A 19,613-nucleotide genomic window follows, 5' to 3' on the forward strand; every position below is an offset into this window, starting at 1 on the left:
TCGCCGGAGCCAGCCATGAACGACTTCGCGCCCACTGTCGGCGTCGCCTCGACGCACCCCAAAAACATGCCGGCCGATCACGCTGCGCTGCCGGTGTGGAATGCCGAGAACTGGTTCTACGAGGATTGGCCGGTCGGCCAGAAGATCCGCTCGTTGCGGCGCACGATGGCGGAAGGCGACAGCCACCTTTTCAACACGCTGGTGCTCGACATCCACCCCTACGTACAGGACCAGATGTTTGCCGAAAGCGAAGGCATTTTCGGCAAACGGCTGATCGCCGGCGCCTTCGTCTTTTCGGCTGGCCTCGGGCTGGTCGCCACCAACTGCGTCAACGCCTTTTCCTATGGCTACGACAAGCTCCGCTTCATAAAGCCTGTCTTCATCGGCGACACGATCTATTCGATCCGCTCCAATTTGGACAAGACGCCCCGCTACAAGGAGATGGGGCTGATCCGCGCCAGCTATGAGGTGTTCAAGGGCGAAGGCGAACTCGTTTTGTATTGCGAGCACCTGCAGACGGTGAAGTACCGCGACCCTGCCGATTTCGTCGGCAAGACGGAGAAATAAGAATGCCGGCTTTGGCCGAATTGCCGCTTGCCGGTCTCGTCGTCGTCGACATGAGCCAGTTCCTGTCCGGGCCCTACTGCTCGCTCAGGCTGCTCGATCTCGGCGCCCGCGTCATCAAGATCGAGCGCCCGGATGGCGGCGACCTGTCGCGCCGGCTCTATCTCAGCGATACCGAAATCGGCGGCGATTCCACTATCTTCCATGCCATCAACCGGGCCAAGGAAAGCCTCGCCATCGACCTCAAGAACGAGGCCGACCTGAAGGCGCTGCGCGGGCTGCTGGCCCAGGCCGACGTGCTGATCCAGAATTTCCGGCCGGGCGTCATCGAGCGGCTCGGCTTCGACTACGAAGCCGTCCGCAAGATCAATCCCCGGCTCGTCTACGCCTCGATCAGCGGCTATGGCGAAGAAGGACCATGGGTCAAGCGGCCCGGCCAGGACCTTTTGGCACAGTCGCGCTCCGGGGTGATGTGGCTGAACGGCGACGAGGACCAGGGGCCTGTGCCGTTCGGGCTTGCCATCGGCGACATGCTGGCGGGTGCGGCCTGCGCGCAAGGCATTTTGGCGGCACTTGTGCGGCGCGGCATCACCGGTCAAGGCAGCCATATCGAAACCAGCCTTTTGGAAGCGCTGGTAGATTTCCAGTTCGAGGTGCTGACCACGCATCTCAATGACGGGCGCCGCCTGCCGCGCCGCTCCAGCTTCCGCAGCGCGCATGCCTATCTGTCGGCGCCTTACGGCGTCTATCCGGCCAAGGACGGCTATCTCGCCATCGCCATGACGCCGATCCCGAAACTCGCTGATCTCTTGTCGCTCAATGAGCTGGCGCCCTATCGCGACAAGCCGGCATCGTGGTTCACCGCGCGTGACGACATCAAGGCGATCATCGCGCAGCGGATCGCCACCAAGACCATCGACGAATGGCTTGATATCCTCGAGCCCGCCGACATCTGGTGCGCCAAGGTGCTGACCTGGCCGGAAATGCTGGCCAGCGAAGGGTTCCAGTCGCTCGACATGCTGCAGACGGTGACGCGCGAGGACGATGTCTCGATCCTCACCACCAGTTCGCCGCTCAGGGTCGACGGCATCAGGGCCAAGGTCGATCGGGCGGCACCGCGCATCGGCGAGCACAGTGCCGCAATCCGCCGGGAGTTCGGCCTGTGACCACGCTCACTCTGGTGCCCACCCTCAGGGGCATGACCTGGAGCCATCCGCGCGGCTACGACCCGATGGTCGCCTGCTCTGCTCTCTGGCAGCAGAAGACCGGTGTCGCCGTCGAATGGCACAAGCGCTCGCTCCAAGATTTCGAGTCCTTCCCGGTCGAGGAACTGGCGCGCACGTATGATTTGATCGTCATCGACCACCCGCATGTCGGCCAGATCACGGCGGAGCGTTGCCTCGCGCCACTGGATGTCGCCGGCCGTGAGGCCGAGCGCGCCGCGCTTGCCTCGGGCAGCGTTGGCCAGTCCTATCCGAGCTACAACTGGCAAGGACGGCAATGGGCATTCCCGATAGATGCCGCCAGCCAGGTGCAGGCATGGCGGCCGGATGCACTTGATGCAGCGCCAGCGCGCTGGAGCGATGTGCTCGATCTCGCCCGGCAAGGCCGTGTGCTGTTGCCGCTGCGGCCACCCCATGTGCTGATGGCTTTCTACACGCTGGCCGGCAATCTCAAACGTCCCTGCGCCACCGATCCATCGTGCGATCTCATCGATATCGAGACCGGCAGCGAAGTCTTCGAGACGATGCGCGAGGTCGCGGCTCTGGTCGAGCCGGCCTGCTTCGAGATGGATCCGATCGCCGTTTCGGAACGGATGGCTGAGGCCGGTTCGCGGATCGTCTGCGCACCGCTGATCTACGGCTACGTCTCTTATGCGATCGCGGGCTTTCGCGCGCACCGGCTGGCTTTCGCCGACATTCCGGTCATCGGCTCGAACGGCCCGATCGGTTCGGCGCTCGGCGGCACCGGCATAGCGGTGTCGGCCTTTTCCAAAGCCAGGGATGCCGCGATGGACTTCGCCTATTGGGTCGCCAGCGGCGATGTCCAGCGCGGTCCCTACGCCGCCGCCGGCGGACAGCCCGGCCATGCCGCCGCCTGGGAGGACCGGACGGTCAACGCCGTGACCGGCAATTTCTATCGGGATACGCGCGCGACGCTGGAAGGCTCATGGGTGCGGCCGCGCCATGACGGCTACATGGCGTTCCAGCAGTCAGCGTCCGAACGCATCCTTTCCGGCATGAGTTCAGGGCACAAGGCCGCCCAGGTCGTTGCCGATCTCAATCGCCTGTTCCAGGAGAGTTCCCTGGTGCAGGTGTCCGGCGCTGCCGGTGGAGGAGCCTGAAACGAAATCGAACGGAGGAGAACAATGAAAAACAAAACCCGCGGCCTGCTGGCCGCTACCGCCCTCGCCTCGCTGGCAACCACTTCCTACGCGCAGGATGTGCAGGGCGTCATCGGCGGACTGCCGACCGAACTCAAGGCGCAGTATGACGGCGCGCCGCAAAAGGTGCTGCCTTCGGCCTGGGACAATTTCACCCCGCCGCCGAAGCCGTGGAAGTGGTGCCACTCGGAATCCTACCAGGGCAATCCCTGGCGGGTCACTGTCACCAAGGAGTTGAAGCGGCTCGTCGACGGGCTGATCGCCGACGGCACGGTGTCGAGCTTCGAGATTTCCGATTCCAACAACGACGCCAGCCAGCAGATCAACCAGATCCGCGCCTTCATCGACAAGAAATGCTCGATTATCACCTCGATTCCGGGCTCCGCCACCGCACTCGACGATGCCATCGACGCAGCCGCCAAGGCCGGCATTCCGTTCGTCACCGCCGCTGGCTCAGTGACCAGTCCGAACGCGATCAATGTCGATTCCAACTATGCGCGCTGGGGCTATGACATGATGACGGCGATCGGCAAGGCACAGCCGGACGGCGCCAGCATCCTGCTCGTCGAAGGCATTGCCGGTCACCCGATCGTCGTCCAGGAACGCCAGGGCGCGGACAAGGCGCTGGCCGAAAATCCGAAGCTGAAGATTTCGCGCACCGTCAACGGCAACTGGACGGCCAACGTCACCAAGACCGTGGTGCTGCAGGCGATCGCCACCAACCCGGCGCCGATCGACGCGGTGTGGACGACCGGCAGCGAAAGCCGCGTCGTTGCCGAGGCCTTCGCCGAAGCCGGTCGCCCGGCGCCACTGATCACCGGCTCGATCACGGGCGACGCGTTGGGCTACTGGAAGGCCAACCCCGACAAATACCGCTTCGAAGGCCATGCCGTACTGCCGCACTGGACCGCCGAGACACTGTTTCGCGTCGGCGAGCGCATGCTCGACGGCCAGAAGCCGAAGCTGAACACGCTGCTGATCCCGATCCCGCCGGTTCACAACGCCGATCTCGGCCAATGGTACAAGGACTGCATGACGACCGATGCCGTCTCGATCTTCCCGATACCGCCGACGGACCCGATGCCGGAGGAATGGCTCGACGCCTATTTCTCGAACCCGGCACCGACCAAGGGCTGGGATTATTCGAAGGTGCCAGATGCCTGTGCAAAGTGATGCCGGCGCAAACTGACGCCTGCGACAGATAAAATCTCAGCGAGCCGGCTCCTTTCGGGGATCCGGCTTGCCAGCTTCGAAACACCGCATGCTTGAGATCACGAACATATCCAAACGCTACGGCGAGACGGTCGCGCTCGCGGATGCTTCGATCGCGTTCCGGGCGGGTACCATCCACACCATCCTGGGCGAGAACGGTTCGGGCAAGAGCACGATGGTCAAGCTCCTGTCCGGTATCGTCCAGCCGGACAGTGGTGCAATCCTGCTGCAGGGCAAGCCGTTCTCGGGCACGAGCCCCTCGGCATTCCAGGCACAAGGTTTTGCCACGGTATTCCAGGAGGTACTGATCGCGCCCGATCGCAGCGTGGCCGACAACATCCTGCTCGGCCTCGACCGCCTGCTGCGGCGCGCCGTGCCCCGCAACGAACGCCGCGACAGGGCGGCAGCGGCGCTCAAGCGCTTCGCCGTCACCGACGTGCCCCTCGACAGGCCCGCCGGCCTGTTGCCGCTCGCCGCGCAGCAACTGGTCGTTCTCGCCCGCGCGATCGTGCGCAATCCAAAAATCCTGATCCTCGACGAAGTCACCGCCGCGCTCGACTTCGCCGATCGCGAATCCGTCTTTTCGCTGATGCGCGCGCTGGCCGGCGAAGGCTGCCTCATCCTGTTCATCACGCACCGCATGGACGAAGTGATGTCGCTTTCGGATCGCATCTCAATCCTGCGCGGCGGCAGCGTGGTGCGCACCGAAGAACGCGGTGCCTCGACGCCGTCGGAATTGCTGAAGGCGATGGCGCCACGCACGGCGGCGGAGCTGGCGCATGGTTGATCGCGCCGCTCCAGGCCTAGCCGTCCGCGACCTTGTCATCGCGCCGGGCGCCAGCGCGATCACGCAAACCATCGCTCCCGGCGAGATCGTCGGCCTTGCTGGCCTCGACGGGCACGGCCAGGAGCTGTTCCTCAAGATGCTCGCCGGCCTGGCGCCGCCACTTGGCGGCTGGATCGAGATGGGCGCATTCCGCAAGATCACAGGCTTCCGCAAGGCAGTGGCCAGCGGCATTGCCTATCTGCCGCGCGACCGCCGCGCGAACGGGATTTTCCCGACGCAGTCGGTGCTCGACAATTTCGCCGTCTCGACACTGTCGCGCGACACGCGCCTTGGCCTGATCAGTCCCGCGGCGCGCAAGGCACGCTACGACGTCTACCGCGAGAAGCTGTCGATCGTCGCGCCCCGGCCCGATGCGCCGATCACCACCCTGTCGGGCGGCAACCAGCAGAAGGTGCTTTTGGCACGGGCGCTGGCGCTGGAACCCGCGATCCTGCTTCTCAACGATCCGACGCGCGGAGTCGACGTGGCGACAAGGCATGTACTCTACGATGTTTTTCGCGGGCTGGCCGCGGACGGCATGGGGCTCGTCATCCTGTCCAGCGAAATCGAGGAGATTCTTCTCCTGTGCCAGCGCGTGCTGGTGTTCAGGGAAAACAAGGTCGCGGCGGAAATCTCCGGTGAAGCGATGACCACCGACAGCGTGATCTCTGCCATGTTCGGACGCGCAGCATGAGCCCTCTCACGCGCCTCCTGTCTCTTGGGCGAAACGTCGGCTTCGCGGTCGTGCTGCTGGTGGTCCTGCTTGCGGTCAATCTCATCCTCAGCCCGGGGCGGTTCCAGCCGGGATCGTGGGGCGCGCTGGTCGGACTGGCGGCACCGTTGATCGGCGCGGCGATCGCCTCGACACCGGTGATCCTCGCCGGCCGTGGCGGCATCGACATTTCGGTCGGGCCGCTGATGGGCTTCGTCAACGCCATGGTGATCCAGGTGCTTTTCCTCAAAGCCGGCATCTCCTCGCCTCTGATGCTCGTCCCAGCGGCTTTGCTCATCGGCGCGCTGATCGGTGCGGCGAACGGTTTTCTGGCGACGATCGTGCGCATCCAGCCGATCGTCGCCACGCTCGGCACCTATCTGATCCTCACCGGCATCACGCTGACGATCCTGCCGGCGCCGATCGGTCCCGCGCCGGCCTGGCTCAAGGCGCTGTCCGGCCCGCTGTCGATGCTGCCGCTGGCGGCGATGTTCATCGCCTGGTGGCTGGTGCGGCGCACGCCTTACTATGACCAGTTGATGGCGGTCGGCAGCGATGACCGCGCCGCCTACACCGCCGGTGTGGATGTCACCCGCGTGCGCTTCATCGCCTATGTCATGACCGGCATCTTCGGCGGATGCGCGGGGCTGATGCTAACAGCGCTGATCGGTTCGGCCGACCCCAATATCGGACCGACCTACACGCTGATCGCAATCGCCGCCGTCGCGCTTGGCGGCGTCAGCCTGGCCGGTGGCCGTGGCGGTGTGGCAGGAGCCGCGATCGGCGCGATCGACATCTTCCTGCTGCAGAGCGTGCTGACGACGTTCAACGTCTCGACTTTCGTGCTGCAGATCGCCTATGGCGCCATACTGGTGCTGGCGGTGATGCTGACCGCTCTGCAGGAACGTCTTGCCATGAGGGGGCGCTGACATGGCCGCCAAGCGAAACCTGTTCGCGACGACCAATGCCCGCGTCGTCGGCGCCTTCTGCATCGCCGCCCTTCTGCATCTTGCCGGCGCAGTCCTCATTCCCGGTTACTCTTCGCCGTTCGCCGTGCGCGCCATGCTGGTGCTCGCTTCGCTGCTGGCAGTCGCCTCGATCGGCCAGACGCTGGTTGTCATCATGGGCGGCATCGACCTGTCCATTCCCTTCGTCATCGGCTTTGCCAATGTCGTGGCCGCACAGCTTTACGGCGACGGCTGGAACTTCTTTCTCGTCTGCGGCCTTGTCGGCGTGCTGGCGCTTCTCATCGGCGGGCTGAACGGACTGATCTCGCGCAGCCTCGACATCCAGCCGCTCATCGTCACGCTCGGCATCGGCATGGTCGTGCAGGGGCTGGTGCTGTTGTGGACAGCCGGCTTCCCCTCGGGCTCGGCACCGCAGGCGGTTTCCAGCTTCGTGTCGATCGGCGGATCGGCCGGGCCGCTGCCGGTGCCGTGGCTGGTGCCCAGCCTCGTCGTGCTGGCGGCACTCGTCGTGCTGGTGCTGGAACGGACCCCCTATGGGCGCCGGCTCTATGCGCTTGGCAGCAATCCGGGCGCCGCACCGCTGGCGCTGATCGATCCGGTCCGCATGTGGGTCATCACCTATGCGGCGAGCGCCTTCTTCGCCGCGGTGGCCGGCGTGCTGCTGCTCGGCTTCACCGGCTCGGCCTATGGCGATGTCGGCCAGCCCTATCTGTTCCAGACCATCGCCGCGGTCGTCGTCGGCGGCGCGGCATTGGTCGGCGGGCGCGGCAGCTATCTCGGCACGATCGCCGGCGTGCTGGTGCTGACGGAGATCAACACGCTGCTGATCGGCCTCGGCTTCCGGCCCTCGGCGGTGCAGGCAGCATTGGGTTTCATCATCGTGCTGCTGGTCTCGCTCTACGGCCGCGAGCGGCACGTCTCGACGACCATCTGACGGGTTGCTGCTAGGCGAGCCGCCAGAGCTTGCGGGCATTCGCGGACAACAGCCGCTCGCGTTCCGAAATGCTGCAGCCTGAGAGCAGCGCATGGGTCGCCGCCACCCAGGTCGAGAGGCCGCCGCCGAGCGTGCAGACCGGCCAGTCGCTGCCCCAGACGACACGATCCCAGCCAAAGGCAGCGATTGTATGCTCGACATAGGGGCGCAGCGTCCCGACCGTCCAGCTGCCGGGATCGGCATAGGCGACAACACCGGAAATCTTGGCCATGACGTTCGGACGCCGCGCGATCTCGCTCATATGTTCGCGCCATGGATGCTCGGCTCCGCCCTTGATGTCGGGCACGCCGCAATGGTCGAGGACGAATTGGACATCCGGTGCCAAGTCGGCCAGCGCGATCGCCTTGGGGATCTGATGCGGCAGCACCACGAGGTCGAAGGTCTGGCCGGCGCCGCCAAGCCGCTTGATGTTGTCCCGGAACAGCGCGCCTTCCGACAGCTCATCCGGCACGACATGGAGGACGCGGCGAAAGCCCTTGACGAAAGGATTCGCCCGCTGGCGTTCGAGATAGGCCGCAAAGCCGGTTTCTTCCGGCCGGCAGGAGGCGATCGCTCCGGCGAGCATGCTGCCTGGTTGCCGCGACAGAACTTCGACGCGGGCGGTCTCGGCCTCGATGTCGGCCGGATCGACATCGACCTCCATATGCAGCACGCGCCCGACGCCGACACGCTGCGCTTCCTCGGCATACTCCCCGTAGGAGAAATCGCGGTCGAGCGCCGGTACGCCGGCAAGCCAGGGATAGCGCAGCATCGAGCGATCGATGAGATGCAGATGGGTGTCGACGATCATGGCGAGGTTCCTCCCTTCAGGCTTTTTCAGATCATCTCACGGAGGAATTCTTCATTCAAATAAGAATTACGCCGATGTGCCGACTGCCGATCCGGCCAGGCGTGACAACCTTTCGGCCATGGCCAGCAACAGTTCGATGGTCCTGGTTATGTCGGGCGCCGAGGGCGCATTGACGACGGTGATGTAGGGGATCGACAGCGCTGCGATCGCCCTGCCGTCGGAACTGCGCACCGGCGCCGAGAGGTTGAAGACGCCGGCGGTCTGCATCGAGGCCATCATCTCATAACCGCGGTCGCGAATCTGGTCGAGGCGGGTGAAGAATTCGGCCGGCTGCGCCATCTTGTCGGTGCTGCGGACATGTTCGGAGATCATCATCTGGCGTTCTTCCTCCGAGCGGAAAGCCAGCAGCACATGCCCCGAGCCGGTGTCGAACAGGCTGATGTGGGACCCCACCCGAATCGAGATGCCCCAGTAGTTCGGGGCCTCCTGCTGGGCGATCACAACGGCGGAACCGCGATCAAAAACAACGAGTTGGTTGGCCTGTTGCGACGTCTCGGCCAGCTCGCGCATCAGCGGCGTGGCGTAGGAAACCAGCCGCCGGACCGGAGCGTGCAATTGCGCCAGGCCGAACAGCTTGAGCGTCAGCGAATAGCGGTCGCCGTCCAGTCGCGTGACGTAACCGCGCCGCACCAGCCGGTCTAGCATGCGGTAGAATTCGTTGGGGCTGCGCTCGAGTTTCTTGGCAATTTCGGCTTGCGTCAGGCCGCCGTCGACGCCGGCCAGCAGTTCGAGGATGTCGAGCCCCTTGTCGAGCGCTGGCGCGCGGTAGCGCTCGTCCTCGCTGTCATCCATGCTTCACCCCTCCAGTAAAATCGATTCTTCATATACGCAGGAATGCGGCCGACGGAAACAAATTTCGTCTTGACGTGCCCGTGAATGTTTTGTTTGTATATGAATGTAACACTTCTTGTCATCAGACGAGTTGCGGTCGCCGCTGAGGCGCACCCAGGGAGGATACCAATGAACAGACTGCTTTCCGGCGTGTGCGCCGGCGCATTGATGCTTGCGTTCGGCGCAGGCACCGCCCTTGCCGGCGACCTGCCCGGCAAGTTCGAAGGCGTGACCGTCGACGTGAAGCTGATCGGCGGCCAGCAATATGAAAAGCTCTACGAGCGGATCCCGGAATGGGAGAAGGCGACCGGCGCCAAGGTCAACATCCTGACCAAGAAGAACGGCTTCGACATCGACAAGGAGCTCAAGTCCGACATCGCCTCGGGCAGCACCAACTGGTGCGTCGGCTGGAACCATTCCTCCTTCGCGCCGCAATATACCGGCCTCTACACCGATCTCAGCAAATTGCTGCCGAAGGAAGAGATCGACGCCTTCGTGCCGTCGACGATCAAAGCGGCAACCATCGACGGCAAGCTGGAAATGCTGCCGCGTGCCCAGTTCGACGTTTCGGCGCTCTACTACCAGAAGAGCCTCTACGAGAACGCCGACAACAAGGCCAAGTTCAAGACGAAATACGGCTATGACCTGGTGCCGCCGGACACCTGGAAGGAAGTCAGCGACCAGGCCGAGTTCTTCGCCAACCCGCCCAATTTCTACGGCACGCAGTTCGCCGGCAAGGAAGAGGCGATCAACGGCCGCTTCTACGAGATGGTGGTCGCCGAGGGCGGCGAATATCTCGACAAGGACGGCAAGCCCGTCTTCGACTCCGAGGCTGGCATCCGCGCGCTCGACTGGTTCGTCAACCTCTACAAGGCCAAGGCCGTGCCGGCCGGAACCACCAACTACCTGTGGGACGATCTCGGCCAGGGCTTTGCCTCGGGCACCGTCGCCATCAACCTCGACTGGCCGGGCTGGGCCGGCTTCTTCAACGATCCGAAATCGTCGAAAGTCGCTGGCAATGTCGGCGTGAAAGTCGCGCCGAAAGGGTCTTCCGGCAAGCGCACCGGCTGGTCCGGTTTCCATGGCTTCTCGGTGACCGAGAACTGCCCGAACAAGGAAGCCGCCGCTTCGCTCGTCTGGTGGCTGACCAACGAGGATAGCCAGAAGCTCGAGGCCGCCGCCGGCCCGCTGCCGACCCGCACCGCGGTCTGGGATTGGGACCTGAAGCAGGCCGAGAACGATCCGTACAAGAAGGAGGTTCTCTCCGCCTTCCAGGAAGAGGCCAAACACGCCTTTGCCGTGCCGCAGACGCCTGAGTGGATCGAGATTTCGAACGCCGTCTATCCGGAGCTACAGGCGGCGATCCTCGGCGACAAGACCTCCAAGCAGGCATTGGACGAAGCCGCCGCCAAGGCGACACAAATCCTCCAGGACGCCGGCAAGCTCTAGAACCGTCTCCCAACGCTGCCTCTCCCATCAGGAATGGGGGAGGCGATCGCGCTTCGCCGGCGAGAGCGCTGAACCATCAACGACAGACTTTCCGTACCCGGCCCGCGCCTGAACAACGGGCGTCCAAAGCAAACACCACAGGATTCCGATGAAGGGCTTCAAGCCATCCGCGCCATTCCTGCTGCTGCTTCCGGCAATGATCGTGCTGGCGGCGGTCGTCGTGGTGCCGTTGCTGCTCTCGCTCTACTCCAGCTTCACGCCCTTCCGCCTGACGCGGCCCGAGACGTTCTTCGTCTTCGTCGGCTTCAGGAACTATCTTTCGATCCTGTCCAACACCGATTTCTGGTGGGCGTTCGGGCGCACGGTGCTCTTGCTGACCATCGCGCTCAATCTCGAAATGCTGCTCGGCCTCGGCCTCGCCATGCTGGTCGAGAAGGCGACACGTGGCCAACGCATCCTGCGCACGCTGATGATGTTTCCGATGATGTTTTCGCCGATCCTCGTCGGCTTCCAGTTCAAGTTCATGTTCAACGACAATATCGGCCTGGTGAACAACGCTCTGCAGTCGCTCGGCATCACACGGGACGCCATACCGTGGCTGATCGAGGGCCATCTCGCCTTCATCGCCATTTCGGTCGCCGAGATCTGGTCGTCGACGGCGATCTTCGCCATCCTGATCCTGGCCGGCCTGCTCGCCATGCCCAAGGAGCCGATCGAGGCGGCGCGCGTCGACGGCTGCACGCCGTGGCAGACATTCCGCTATGTGACGTGGCCGTTCGTCATGCCCTTCGCCTACATCGCCATGACCATCCGCTCGCTCGACGTCGCGCGCGCCTACGACATCGTCAAGATCATGACCGATGGCGGACCGGCGGGCCGCACGGAGCTGCTCTGGACGCTGGTGGCGCGCACCGCCTACAGCGACGGGCGCATGGGCATGGCCAACGCCATGGCCTATTTCTCGATCCTGCTGTCGATCGCCTTCACCGTCTATTTCTTCAACAAGCTCGCCGCGGCGCGCACGCAGATCGGTGCGGAGTGGTGAGAATGGACGAGAATTCTTCCGCCCGCCTGAAGCGCCGGCTCACCGGCGTCGTCTATCGCATCGGCCTGTTCCTGGCGATGCTGACCATCTGCCTGCCGGGCCTGTGGATCGTGCTGTCGTCCCTGCGGCCGACCGTCGAGATCATGGCCAAGCCACCGGTGTGGATCCCGCAGGAGATTTCGTTCGACGCCTATGTCTCGATGTTCTCAGGCATCGGCAAGGGCGGCATCCCGGTCATCGAATATTTCCGCAACTCGCTGATCATCTCTGTAACCTCGACGGTGATTGCGGTGGCCATCGGCATGGCCGGCGGCTACGCCTTCGCGCGCTACCGCTTCCGCGGCAAATCGAGCGTCTTCCTGGGCCTGATGCTGACGCGCACGGTGCCCGGCATCGCGCTGTCGCTGCCGCTGTTCTTCCTCTACGTGCGGCTCGGCATCATCGACACGCATTTCGGGCTAATCCTTGCCTATGTCGCGCTCAACGTGCCGTTCACGATCTGGCTGATCGACGGCTTCTTCCGCCAGGTGCCGAAAGATCTCGCGGAAGCCGCGCAGATCGACGGCTGCACGCGCTGGCAGGCGTTCTGGCAGGTCGAGTTCCCGCTCGCCGGACCAGGCATCGCTTCGGCCGCGATCTTCGCCTTCCTGACCTGCTGGAACGAATTCGCGCTGGCCTCGCAATTGACCCGCTCGGTCAGCGCCAAGACGCTGCCGGTCGGCCTGCTCGATTACACGGCCGAGTTCACCATCGACTGGCGCGGCATGTGCGCGCTCGCCGTGGTGATGATCATCCCGGCGCTCACCCTCACCTATATCGTCCAGAAACACCTTGTCGGCGGCCTGACCTCCGGCGCGGTGAAAGGCTGATCCCATGGCAACAGTTTCCCTCAGCAAGTTGACCAAGCGCTACGGCAATGTCGGGATCGTGCATGGCATCGATCTCGACATCGCCGACCGTGAGTTCATCGCCCTAGTCGGCCCCTCCGGCTGCGGCAAGTCGACGACATTGCGCATGATCGCCGGGCTCGAAGAGATCAGCGCCGGCTCGATCGAGATCGGCGGGCGCATCGTCAACGATTTGCCGCCGCGCTCGCGCAACATCTCGATGGTGTTCCAGTCCTACGCGCTCTACCCGCATATGACCGTGCGCGAGAACCTCGGCTTCTCGCTGAAAATCGCAGGAGCGGCCAAGGAAGACATGGACCGCCGCGTCGCCGAGGCTTCCAGCATCCTCGGCCTCGACACACTGCTCGACCGCCGCCCGTCGCAACTCTCCGGCGGCCAGCGCCAGCGCGTTGCCATGGGCCGTGCCATCGTGCGCGACCCCGATGTCTTCCTGTTCGACGAGCCGCTTTCCAACCTCGACGCCAAGCTCCGGACGCAAATGCGCACCGAGATCAAGAAGCTGCATGCCAAGGTGCAGTCGACGGTGATCTACGTCACCCACGACCAGGTCGAGGCGATGACTCTTGCCGACCGCATCGTCATCATGCGCGACGGCCATATCGAGCAGGTCGGCACGCCTGACGAGGTTTTCCGGCGGCCGGCGACGCGCTTCGTCGCCGGCTTCATCGGCTCGCCGCCGATGAACCTGCACGAAGCAGCGATCGACAACGGCCAGATGGTTTTTTCCAGCGGCGAAAAGCTGCCTTTGCCTGGTCAGTTCAAGGCCAATGTCGCGACCGGCGACAAGGTCGTGTTCGGGCTGCGGCCCGATGACATCTATCCGACGGGACATGGTATCAGCTCCGGCAGTGCGGCCGACGTGCACCAGATCGAATTGCCAATCACGGTCACCGAGCCGCTCGGCAATGAGACGCTGGTGTTCGTCGAGTTCAACGGCGCGGACTGGGTGTCGCGCATGCTGAATCCGCGACCGCTCAAGCCGGGCGAGCGAGTGGCCATGAGCCTCGACATGTCGCAGGCGCATTTGTTTGCCACCGAGACCGGAAAGACATTGCGGAGCTGACCGATGGCTAGAATCGAAAAGATAGAACTGCGGATGGTGGACCTTGTGCCCAAGGTCAAGCGCACCGACGCGATCCAGAGTTTCGTCAGCCAGGAAACGCCGATCGTCACCATCACCGATTCCGACGGCGCGGTCGGCACCGGCTACAGCTACACGATCGGCACCGGCGGCTCGTCGGTGATGCGGCTTCTCTCCGACCACCTGGTGCCGCGCCTGATCGGCCGCGACCCCGACATGATCGAGGCGATCTGGCACGATCTCGAATTCGCCACGCACGCCACCACAATTGGCGCGATCACCGCCATCGCGATCGCGGCGGTCGACACCGCACTCTGGGATCTCAGGGCCAAGAAGCAGAGACTGCCGCTGTGGAAGCTCGCCGGCGGCGCCAAGGACCGTTGCCCGCTCTACACGACCGAGGGCGGCTGGCTGCACATCGAGACGCAGGCGCTGGTCGACGACGCACTCGCCGCCAAGGCCAGGGGATTTCGCGGCTCGAAGGTGAAGATCGGCAGGCCGCATGGGTCGGAGGATCTTGCCCGCCTGTCGGCGGTGCGCAAGGCGGTTGGCGACGGCTACGAGATCATGACCGACGCCAATCAGGGGTTCTCGGTCGACGAGGCGATCCGGCGCGCGGCAAGGCTGCGTGAGCTTGATCTCGCCTGGATCGAGGAGCCGCTGCCGGCCGACGACATCGACGGTCACGTGCGCCTGTCGAACTCGACGCCGACGCCGATCGCCGTTGGCGAGTCGCTCTATTCGATCCGGCATTTCCGCGAATACATGCAGAAAGGCGCCTGCTCGATCGTCCAGGTCGATGTCGGCCGCATCGGCGGCATCACGCCCTGGCTCAAGATCGCCCATGCGGCGGAAGCCTTCGACATTCCAGTGTGTCCACATTTCCTGATGGAATTGCATGTCAGCCTGACCTGTGCTGTTCAGAACGGCCGATATGTCGAGTACATTCCGCAGCTCGATGAGTTGACCGGCAAGCGCATGCGCATCGAGGATGGGCATGCGCTGGCGCCCGACGAGCCCGGCATCGGCATCGATTGGGACTGGGACGCGGTCAAGGCCATGAGCATCGCCGAATTCACCACGGCGATCACCAAATAGGGGAACTGATATGCAGCGGATGGGGATGGTTCTGGGGTTGAAGCCGGAAAAGGTCGAGGAGTATGTCCGCCTCCATGCCGCCGTCTGGCCCGACGTGCTGACCATGATCTCGGCCTGCAACATCAAGAATTACTCGATCTACCTGAAGCGGCCGGAGAACCTGCTGTTTTCCTATTTCGAATACCACGGCACCGATTATGCGGCCGACATGGCCAAGATGGCCGCCGATCCGAAGACGCAGGAATGGTGGGCCGTCTGCATGCCATGCCAGGAGCCGCTCACGACCCGCAAGGAGGGCGAATGGTGGGCTTCCATGGACGAGGTCTTCCACCATGACTGAAGGCGGTCTCGACCCTGCCTCACTCGTCCAGTCCTGGCCAAAGCCGTCGAAGCCTCGGCCGATCGTCACCTTCGGCGCAGGATCGATCGTCGGCGACGCACATTTCCCAGCCTACAGGAAGGCTGGCTTTCCAGTCGCCGGCCTCTACGATCCGGACCAGGACAAAGCGCGGGCACTGGCCGAGAAATGGGGCGTGACCGCGTTCCGCTCGGTGGAAGCAGCCGCTGATGTCAAGGACGCGGTTTTCGATCTGGCGACGCCGCCGGGTCGGCACGCCGAGATCCTGAAGGCTCTGCCCGATGGCGCGGTCGCATTGATCCAGAAGCCGATGGGCAACTATCTCGGCGAGGCAACCGAAATCCTCGAAATCTGCCGCGCCAAGAAGCTCAAGGCGGCGGTGAATTTCCAGCTCCGCTTCGCGCCGATGATGCTGGCGCTCAAGGATGCCATCGCCAAGGGCTGGCTCGGCGAGGTCGTGGACTTTGATGCCTGGCTGGCGCTGGCCACACCGTGGCAGCTTTGGGAGTTCCTGCTCAAGGCGCCGCGCGTCGAGATCGCCATGCATTCGATCCACTATCTCGACCTGATCCGGCAGTTGCTCGGCGACCCCAAGAGCGTGCATGCCAAGACGCTCGGCCACCCCAACCACAGAGTGGCACAGACGCGCACCAGCGCCATTCTCGACTATGGCGATACCGTGCGCTGTGCGCTGTCGATCAACCACGACCACAAATTCGGTCGCCGGCACCAGGCCTGCGAATTCCGCATCTGCGGCACCGAGGGTGCGGCCTATCTCAAGCTCGGCCTCAATCTCGACTATCCCCGGGGCGAACCGGACATTCTGGAGATTTATCCCAGGGGCGGAACGGACTGGGTCGCGGTGCCGCTCGCCGGCGAGTGGTTCCCCGACGCCTTCGTCGGGCGCATGGCCAATGTCCAGCGTTTTGCCGCAGGCGAAGACGACGAATTGGTCAGCTCGGTCGAGGACGCCTGGAACACCATGGCGCTGGTCGAAGCGGCCTACCGTTCGAGCGCAGCGCCGGCAACGCCGATCGCGGAAAGACCCTGATGGAACGGATCCAGTATTTCGAGGATTACCAGATCGGCGCCTCGCGCATCACCAGCGGCCGCACCATCACCGAGACCGACTTCATCGTCCATGCCGGGCATACAGGCGATTTCTTTCCGCACCACATGGACGCCGAGTTCATGAAGACGACGCCGTTCGGCCAGCGCATCGCGCATGGCACGCTGGTGTTCTCGGTCGGCATCGGGCTGACGGCAACCGTCATCAATCCGGTCGCCTTTTCCTATGGCTATGACCGCCTGCGCTTCATAAAGCCGGTGTTCATCGGCGACACGATCCGCACGCGCACCACCATAGCGGCCAAAGAAGACGATCCAAAGAGGCCGGGCTCCGGACGCGTGATCGAACGCTGCGAAGTCATCAACCAGCGCGATGAAGTGGTGCTGGTCGCCGACCATATCTACATCGTCGAACGCAAGCCGGCACAGGGCTGAAACCCAAGCCGTTTCCTATGCGCCAGTGGCACGCTTGGTGATGCGCTCCAGGCCGAGCAGCAGGACCAGCGTCGCCACGACCAGGATCATGGTGAGCGCCGCACCGGCGAAGATGTCGCCGCGATCGGTGAGGCTGAAGATCGACACCGGCAGCGTCACCCAGCCTGGCGGATAGACCATCACGGTGGCGCCAAGCTCGCCCATCGAGAGCGCGAAGCTCAGGCCGAAAGCAGCAACCAGATAGGGTGCCAGCAAGGGCAGCGTGACATGCCAGAGCCGATAGGCCGGGCGCGCGCCAAGGCTCGAGGCCACCTGTTCGAAATCAGGCGACAGCCGGGCCAGCCCGGCCGAGACATTGCCGAAGGTGAAGGCCGAGATCAGCACGAAATGCGCGATCATGACGATCGCGATCGTGCCGTTGAGCAGCAGCGGCGGATGGCTGAACGCAACCAGCAGGCCAAGGCCGACCGACACCGAAGGCACCGCACTTGGGACGAAGAACAACAGGCCGAGCACCTTGCTCAGGGTTGCACCCTGGATGCGGAGCGCAAGTGCCGCCCAAGTGCCGCTGACCAGCGCCAGGGCGCCGGCCAGGAAGCCGGTGATCAGGCTCGCCTTCACGGCTTCGCCAGCCGCGCCGCGCATCACGTCGCTGTAATGCTCCGTCGTCAGCCCGCTTGGCAGCACGCCGTTCCATTGGTCGGCAAGGCTGGACAGGAGGATGACCGCCAGCGGCGCCAGGAACAACACGCCGAAGACGAGCGCGAAGAGCACCCACAGAGCGATGCGACCGGGACGCGACCAGACCAGCATGGCTAGACTCCCAACCGGCCGGCGGCGAAACGGTAGAGGCCGAACAGGCCGAGCGACAGCGCGATGTTGACCACGGCGATGATGCAGGCGACCTGATAGGCCGATTCCTGGATCGCCTTGCCGTAGATCAGCAGCGGCAGCGTGATGACGCCCTTGGCGCCGATGAACAGCACGATGCCGAATTCATTGACGGTCAACAGCAGGCACAGGCTGCCGCCGGCGATGAGCGCGGGAATTGCGGCCGGCAGGATGACCTGGCGGACGATGCGGAACGGCCGTGCCCCGAGCACGCTTGCCGCTTCGATCTGGCCACGGTCGACCAGCGAGAAAGCGGCGAGCAGTGGCCGCAGGATGAAGGGTGTGTAGACGGTGACTTCGGCGAGCACCACCCCCCAGGTCGAATAGAGGAAATCGACGGGCGGCAGCGGCAGCGAGAAGGCTTCCATCAGCCCGGAATTGAGCATGCCGGCGGAGCCGTAGAGAAAGGTGAAGGCAAGCGTCACCAGGAAGGTCGGCAGGGCGATGAAAGTATCGATCAGGCGGGCGATGAAGCCGCTGCCGGGGAACGGCACGAAAGCGAGGATCAGCGCCAGCACGAGGCCCACGATCAGGCACCCGGCCGTCGCGGTGACCGAGATGGTCACCGTGTTGATCAGCGCGTTGAGGAAAAAGCGGGAATGCAGGACACGGACGACTTCCGCAATATTGGCGACACCGCTGTCGTCGAAAAAGGCCTGACGGGCGATGAGCGCCAGCGGATAGAAGAACAGCAGCGCCAGCAGGGCAGCCGGCGGCACGATCCAGAATTTGCCGGGTTCTCTCCTGATCGCCGGCGCGCCAATTGCGACCGCGTCAGACACCGGCGTCTTCCGGAAGAAGCGAGGTGTCGGCGGGCGCAAAGAACAATGGCACCTCGGCACCGGGTTCGGGCAAGGCGATCGGCAACCGCGTCGCCGAGACGCGCACCGGCGTGCCTTCGACATCGAGCACGAGATGGGTGAGTTCGCCCTGCCAGTGTACTTCCCTGAGGGTGCCGACGATCCGGTTGGTGTGCTCGCTGTCGGCCGTCAGGCTGAGGTGCTGCGGCCTGATGCAGAGCAGGCTCTTGTCGCCGGCCTTCTCGGCACGGCCGGCGCCTGTCAGCACCGCATCGCCATGCCTTGCCGTGGCGAAGCCTTTCGCGCCGGCCGCCTCGGCAACCGTCACCGGCAGGAGATTGGCGCGGCCGAGAAATTCGGCGGTAAAGCGGTTCGGCGGGCGGCGATAGAGTTCTGTCGTCGGCCCGTGCGAACAGACCCTGCCGTCGCGCATGATGGCGATCTTGTCGGCAAGCGTCAGCGCTTCCGTCTGGTCGTGGGTGACGTAGAGGATGGTCAGACCCGGCAGGCTGCGGTGCAGGCGGGCGATCTCCTCGACCATGTTGCGGCGGATCTGCGCGTCGAGCGCCGACAGCGGCTCGTCGAGCAGGAGCACGCGCGGCCGCACGGCAAGGGCGCGGGCAATCGCGACACGCTGCTGCTGGCCGCCCGAAAGCTCGCGCGGATAACGCCTGGCAAAAGTCGCCATGCCGACGGTGCCGAGCGCATCCTTGACCCGCTCGGCGATCAGCGCCTTGTCGGCGCCTTGTGCCCGGAGGCCGAAGGCGACGTTGTCCTCGACCCGCATGTGCGGAAACAGCGCGTAGTTCTGCACCACCATGCCGAGACCGCGCTCGTAGGGCGGCAGGTCGGTCACATCGGTGGCGCCGATACGGATGCGGCCGCTTGCGGGCCGCACGAAGCCGGCCACGGCGCGCAAGGCCGTCGTCTTGCCGGAGCCGGATGGGCCGATCATCGCCAGGATTTCGCCAGGCGCTATATCCAGGGTCAGCGGATGCAGGACGACATGCGCGCCATAGGCGACGCTGACTTTGTCGAAGTGGACGTTGGAGCCGGCGCCGCGAATTTTCGCGGCGTCGATGTCCATGACACTGGTACCAGTAAAGGCGGCGGCCGACATGGCTTGGTCCTCCGGATTTC

General features: G+C 64.3%; 21 protein-coding genes. 16 read left to right on the plus strand and 5 right to left on the minus strand.

Going from position 1 to position 19,613, the window contains the following annotated elements; genetic code table 11:
- Positions 1-15: 15 nt before the first annotated feature.
- The 8 genes from FJ978_RS15595 to FJ978_RS15630 all read left to right on the plus strand — a co-directional run bounded on the left by FJ978_RS15595 (position 16) and on the right by FJ978_RS15630 (position 7,599).
- Entirely contained in the window at positions 16-567 is a 552-nt protein-coding gene (locus tag FJ978_RS15595; protein ID WP_140572813.1) for a MaoC family dehydratase, read from the plus strand.
- A gap of 2 nt (positions 568-569) precedes the next feature.
- Positions 570-1,730 carry a CaiB/BaiF CoA-transferase family protein gene (locus FJ978_RS15600; protein WP_140572814.1) on the plus strand — a complete coding sequence of 387 codons (1,161 nt, stop codon included), beginning with the start codon at positions 570-572 and terminating at the stop codon, positions 1,728-1,730.
- A 32-nt stretch (positions 1,731-1,762) separates the two neighbouring features.
- Positions 1,763-2,908 (plus strand): ABC transporter substrate-binding protein, encoded by a 1,146-nt coding sequence (locus FJ978_RS15605; protein WP_140572931.1) that lies wholly within the window; start codon positions 1,763-1,765, stop codon positions 2,906-2,908.
- A gap of 24 nt (positions 2,909-2,932) precedes the next feature.
- Entirely contained in the window at positions 2,933-4,120 is a 1,188-nt protein-coding gene (locus FJ978_RS15610; protein ID WP_140572815.1) for an ABC transporter substrate-binding protein, read from the plus strand.
- A gap of 88 nt (positions 4,121-4,208) precedes the next feature.
- Positions 4,209-4,946: an ATP-binding cassette domain-containing protein gene (locus FJ978_RS15615; protein ID WP_140572816.1), complete on the plus strand. Its 738-nt coding sequence runs from the start codon at positions 4,209-4,211 to the stop codon at positions 4,944-4,946.
- Positions 4,939-5,679 carry an ATP-binding cassette domain-containing protein gene (locus FJ978_RS15620; protein ID WP_140572817.1) on the plus strand — a complete coding sequence of 247 codons (741 nt, stop codon included), beginning with the start codon at positions 4,939-4,941 and terminating at the stop codon, positions 5,677-5,679. The genes FJ978_RS15615 and FJ978_RS15620 overlap by 8 nt, the downstream gene beginning before the upstream one ends.
- Entirely contained in the window at positions 5,676-6,626 is a 951-nt protein-coding gene (locus FJ978_RS15625) for an ABC transporter permease (RefSeq protein WP_140572818.1), read from the plus strand. Before FJ978_RS15620 ends, FJ978_RS15625 begins: the two co-directional genes overlap by 4 nt.
- 1 nt (position 6,627) lies before the next feature.
- Positions 6,628-7,599, plus strand: a complete 972-nt coding sequence (locus FJ978_RS15630) for an ABC transporter permease (protein ID WP_140572819.1) — start codon at positions 6,628-6,630, stop codon at positions 7,597-7,599.
- Between the two features lie 10 nt (positions 7,600-7,609).
- Here FJ978_RS15630 and FJ978_RS15635 read toward each other — a convergent pair whose 3' ends face one another.
- Together FJ978_RS15635 and FJ978_RS15640 are read right to left on the minus strand one after the other, a co-directional pair.
- Positions 7,610-8,449 carry an amidohydrolase gene (locus FJ978_RS15635; protein ID WP_140572820.1) on the minus strand — a complete coding sequence of 280 codons (840 nt, stop codon included), beginning with the start codon at positions 8,447-8,449 and terminating at the stop codon, positions 7,610-7,612.
- A 66-nt stretch (positions 8,450-8,515) separates the two neighbouring features.
- Positions 8,516-9,301: an IclR family transcriptional regulator gene (locus FJ978_RS15640; protein ID WP_140572821.1), complete on the minus strand. Its 786-nt coding sequence runs from the start codon at positions 9,299-9,301 to the stop codon at positions 8,516-8,518.
- A 168-nt stretch (positions 9,302-9,469) separates the two neighbouring features.
- Here FJ978_RS15640 and FJ978_RS15645 point away from each other — a divergent pair, with 168 nt between their 5' ends.
- The 8 genes from FJ978_RS15645 to FJ978_RS15680 all read left to right on the plus strand — a co-directional run bounded on the left by FJ978_RS15645 (position 9,470) and on the right by FJ978_RS15680 (position 16,782).
- Entirely contained in the window at positions 9,470-10,789 is a 1,320-nt protein-coding gene (locus tag FJ978_RS15645; protein ID WP_140572822.1) for a sugar ABC transporter substrate-binding protein, read from the plus strand.
- A gap of 148 nt (positions 10,790-10,937) precedes the next feature.
- Entirely contained in the window at positions 10,938-11,834 is an 897-nt protein-coding gene (locus FJ978_RS15650) for a sugar ABC transporter permease (protein WP_023764707.1), read from the plus strand.
- Positions 11,835-11,836: 2 nt separating this feature from the next.
- Complete coding sequence (locus tag FJ978_RS15655; RefSeq protein WP_023764706.1) at positions 11,837-12,703, plus strand: carbohydrate ABC transporter permease; 867 nt, start codon at positions 11,837-11,839, stop codon at positions 12,701-12,703.
- Positions 12,704-12,707: 4 nt separating this feature from the next.
- Positions 12,708-13,805 carry a sn-glycerol-3-phosphate ABC transporter ATP-binding protein UgpC gene (gene ugpC, locus FJ978_RS15660; protein WP_140572823.1) on the plus strand — a complete coding sequence of 366 codons (1,098 nt, stop codon included), beginning with the start codon at positions 12,708-12,710 and terminating at the stop codon, positions 13,803-13,805.
- Between the two features lie 3 nt (positions 13,806-13,808).
- Entirely contained in the window at positions 13,809-14,921 is a 1,113-nt protein-coding gene (locus FJ978_RS15665; protein WP_140572824.1) for a mandelate racemase/muconate lactonizing enzyme family protein, read from the plus strand.
- Positions 14,922-14,931: 10 nt separating this feature from the next.
- Positions 14,932-15,261, plus strand: coding sequence for an L-rhamnose mutarotase (locus FJ978_RS15670; protein WP_140572825.1), 330 nt, complete (start codon positions 14,932-14,934; stop codon positions 15,259-15,261).
- Entirely contained in the window at positions 15,254-16,330 is a 1,077-nt protein-coding gene (locus FJ978_RS15675) for a Gfo/Idh/MocA family oxidoreductase (protein WP_140572826.1), read from the plus strand. Before FJ978_RS15670 ends, FJ978_RS15675 begins: the two co-directional genes overlap by 8 nt.
- Positions 16,327-16,782, plus strand: coding sequence for a MaoC/PaaZ C-terminal domain-containing protein (locus tag FJ978_RS15680; RefSeq protein WP_181180417.1), 456 nt, complete (start codon positions 16,327-16,329; stop codon positions 16,780-16,782). The genes FJ978_RS15675 and FJ978_RS15680 overlap by 4 nt, the downstream gene beginning before the upstream one ends.
- 15 nt (positions 16,783-16,797) lie before the next feature.
- Here FJ978_RS15680 and FJ978_RS15685 read toward each other — a convergent pair whose 3' ends face one another.
- From FJ978_RS15685 to FJ978_RS15695, 3 genes are read right to left on the minus strand one after another with little or no spacing between them, the layout of a single operon-like run.
- Complete coding sequence (locus FJ978_RS15685) at positions 16,798-17,595, minus strand: ABC transporter permease subunit (protein ID WP_140572828.1); 798 nt, start codon at positions 17,593-17,595, stop codon at positions 16,798-16,800.
- Positions 17,596-17,597: 2 nt separating this feature from the next.
- A complete protein-coding gene (locus tag FJ978_RS15690; protein WP_013896948.1) occupies positions 17,598-18,455 on the minus strand; it encodes a 2-aminoethylphosphonate ABC transporter permease subunit in 858 nt (285 codons plus the stop codon).
- Complete coding sequence (locus FJ978_RS15695; RefSeq protein ID WP_013896949.1) at positions 18,448-19,593, minus strand: ATP-binding cassette domain-containing protein; 1,146 nt, start codon at positions 19,591-19,593, stop codon at positions 18,448-18,450. The genes FJ978_RS15690 and FJ978_RS15695 overlap by 8 nt, the downstream gene beginning before the upstream one ends.
- Positions 19,594-19,613: the final 20 nt, after the last annotated feature.

The sequence above is a fragment of the Mesorhizobium sp. B1-1-7 genome (genome assembly GCF_006442705.1).
Lineage (GTDB): Bacteria > Pseudomonadota > Alphaproteobacteria > Rhizobiales > Rhizobiaceae > Mesorhizobium > Mesorhizobium opportunistum.

Excerpts from the sequence above, each read along its gene's own strand:
- FJ978_RS15595 (WP_140572813.1), top strand. The coding sequence starts at position 16 with ATGAACGACTTCGCGCCCACTGTCGGCGTCGCCTCGACGCACCCCAAA.
- FJ978_RS15600 (WP_140572814.1), top strand. The coding sequence starts at position 570 with ATGCCGGCTTTGGCCGAATTGCCGCTTGCCGGTCTCGTCGTCGTCGAC.
- FJ978_RS15605 (WP_140572931.1), top strand. The coding sequence starts at position 1,763 with ATGACCTGGAGCCATCCGCGCGGCTACGACCCGATGGTCGCCTGCTCT.
- FJ978_RS15610 (WP_140572815.1), top strand. The coding sequence starts at position 2,933 with ATGAAAAACAAAACCCGCGGCCTGCTGGCCGCTACCGCCCTCGCCTCG.
- FJ978_RS15615 (WP_140572816.1), top strand. The coding sequence starts at position 4,209 with ATGCTTGAGATCACGAACATATCCAAACGCTACGGCGAGACGGTCGCG.
- FJ978_RS15620 (WP_140572817.1), top strand. The coding sequence starts at position 4,939 with ATGGTTGATCGCGCCGCTCCAGGCCTAGCCGTCCGCGACCTTGTCATC.
- FJ978_RS15625 (WP_140572818.1), top strand. The coding sequence starts at position 5,676 with ATGAGCCCTCTCACGCGCCTCCTGTCTCTTGGGCGAAACGTCGGCTTC.
- FJ978_RS15630 (WP_140572819.1), top strand. The coding sequence starts at position 6,628 with ATGGCCGCCAAGCGAAACCTGTTCGCGACGACCAATGCCCGCGTCGTC.
- FJ978_RS15635 (WP_140572820.1), bottom strand. The coding sequence starts at position 8,449 with ATGATCGTCGACACCCATCTGCATCTCATCGATCGCTCGATGCTGCGC.
- FJ978_RS15640 (WP_140572821.1), bottom strand. The coding sequence starts at position 9,301 with ATGGATGACAGCGAGGACGAGCGCTACCGCGCGCCAGCGCTCGACAAG.
- FJ978_RS15645 (WP_140572822.1), top strand. The coding sequence starts at position 9,470 with ATGAACAGACTGCTTTCCGGCGTGTGCGCCGGCGCATTGATGCTTGCG.
- FJ978_RS15650 (WP_023764707.1), top strand. The coding sequence starts at position 10,938 with ATGAAGGGCTTCAAGCCATCCGCGCCATTCCTGCTGCTGCTTCCGGCA.
- FJ978_RS15655 (WP_023764706.1), top strand. The coding sequence starts at position 11,837 with ATGGACGAGAATTCTTCCGCCCGCCTGAAGCGCCGGCTCACCGGCGTC.
- ugpC (WP_140572823.1), top strand. The coding sequence starts at position 12,708 with ATGGCAACAGTTTCCCTCAGCAAGTTGACCAAGCGCTACGGCAATGTC.
- FJ978_RS15665 (WP_140572824.1), top strand. The coding sequence starts at position 13,809 with ATGGCTAGAATCGAAAAGATAGAACTGCGGATGGTGGACCTTGTGCCC.
- FJ978_RS15670 (WP_140572825.1), top strand. The coding sequence starts at position 14,932 with ATGCAGCGGATGGGGATGGTTCTGGGGTTGAAGCCGGAAAAGGTCGAG.
- FJ978_RS15675 (WP_140572826.1), top strand. The coding sequence starts at position 15,254 with ATGACTGAAGGCGGTCTCGACCCTGCCTCACTCGTCCAGTCCTGGCCA.
- FJ978_RS15685 (WP_140572828.1), bottom strand. The coding sequence starts at position 17,595 with ATGCTGGTCTGGTCGCGTCCCGGTCGCATCGCTCTGTGGGTGCTCTTC.
- FJ978_RS15695 (WP_013896949.1), bottom strand. The coding sequence starts at position 19,593 with ATGTCGGCCGCCGCCTTTACTGGTACCAGTGTCATGGACATCGACGCC.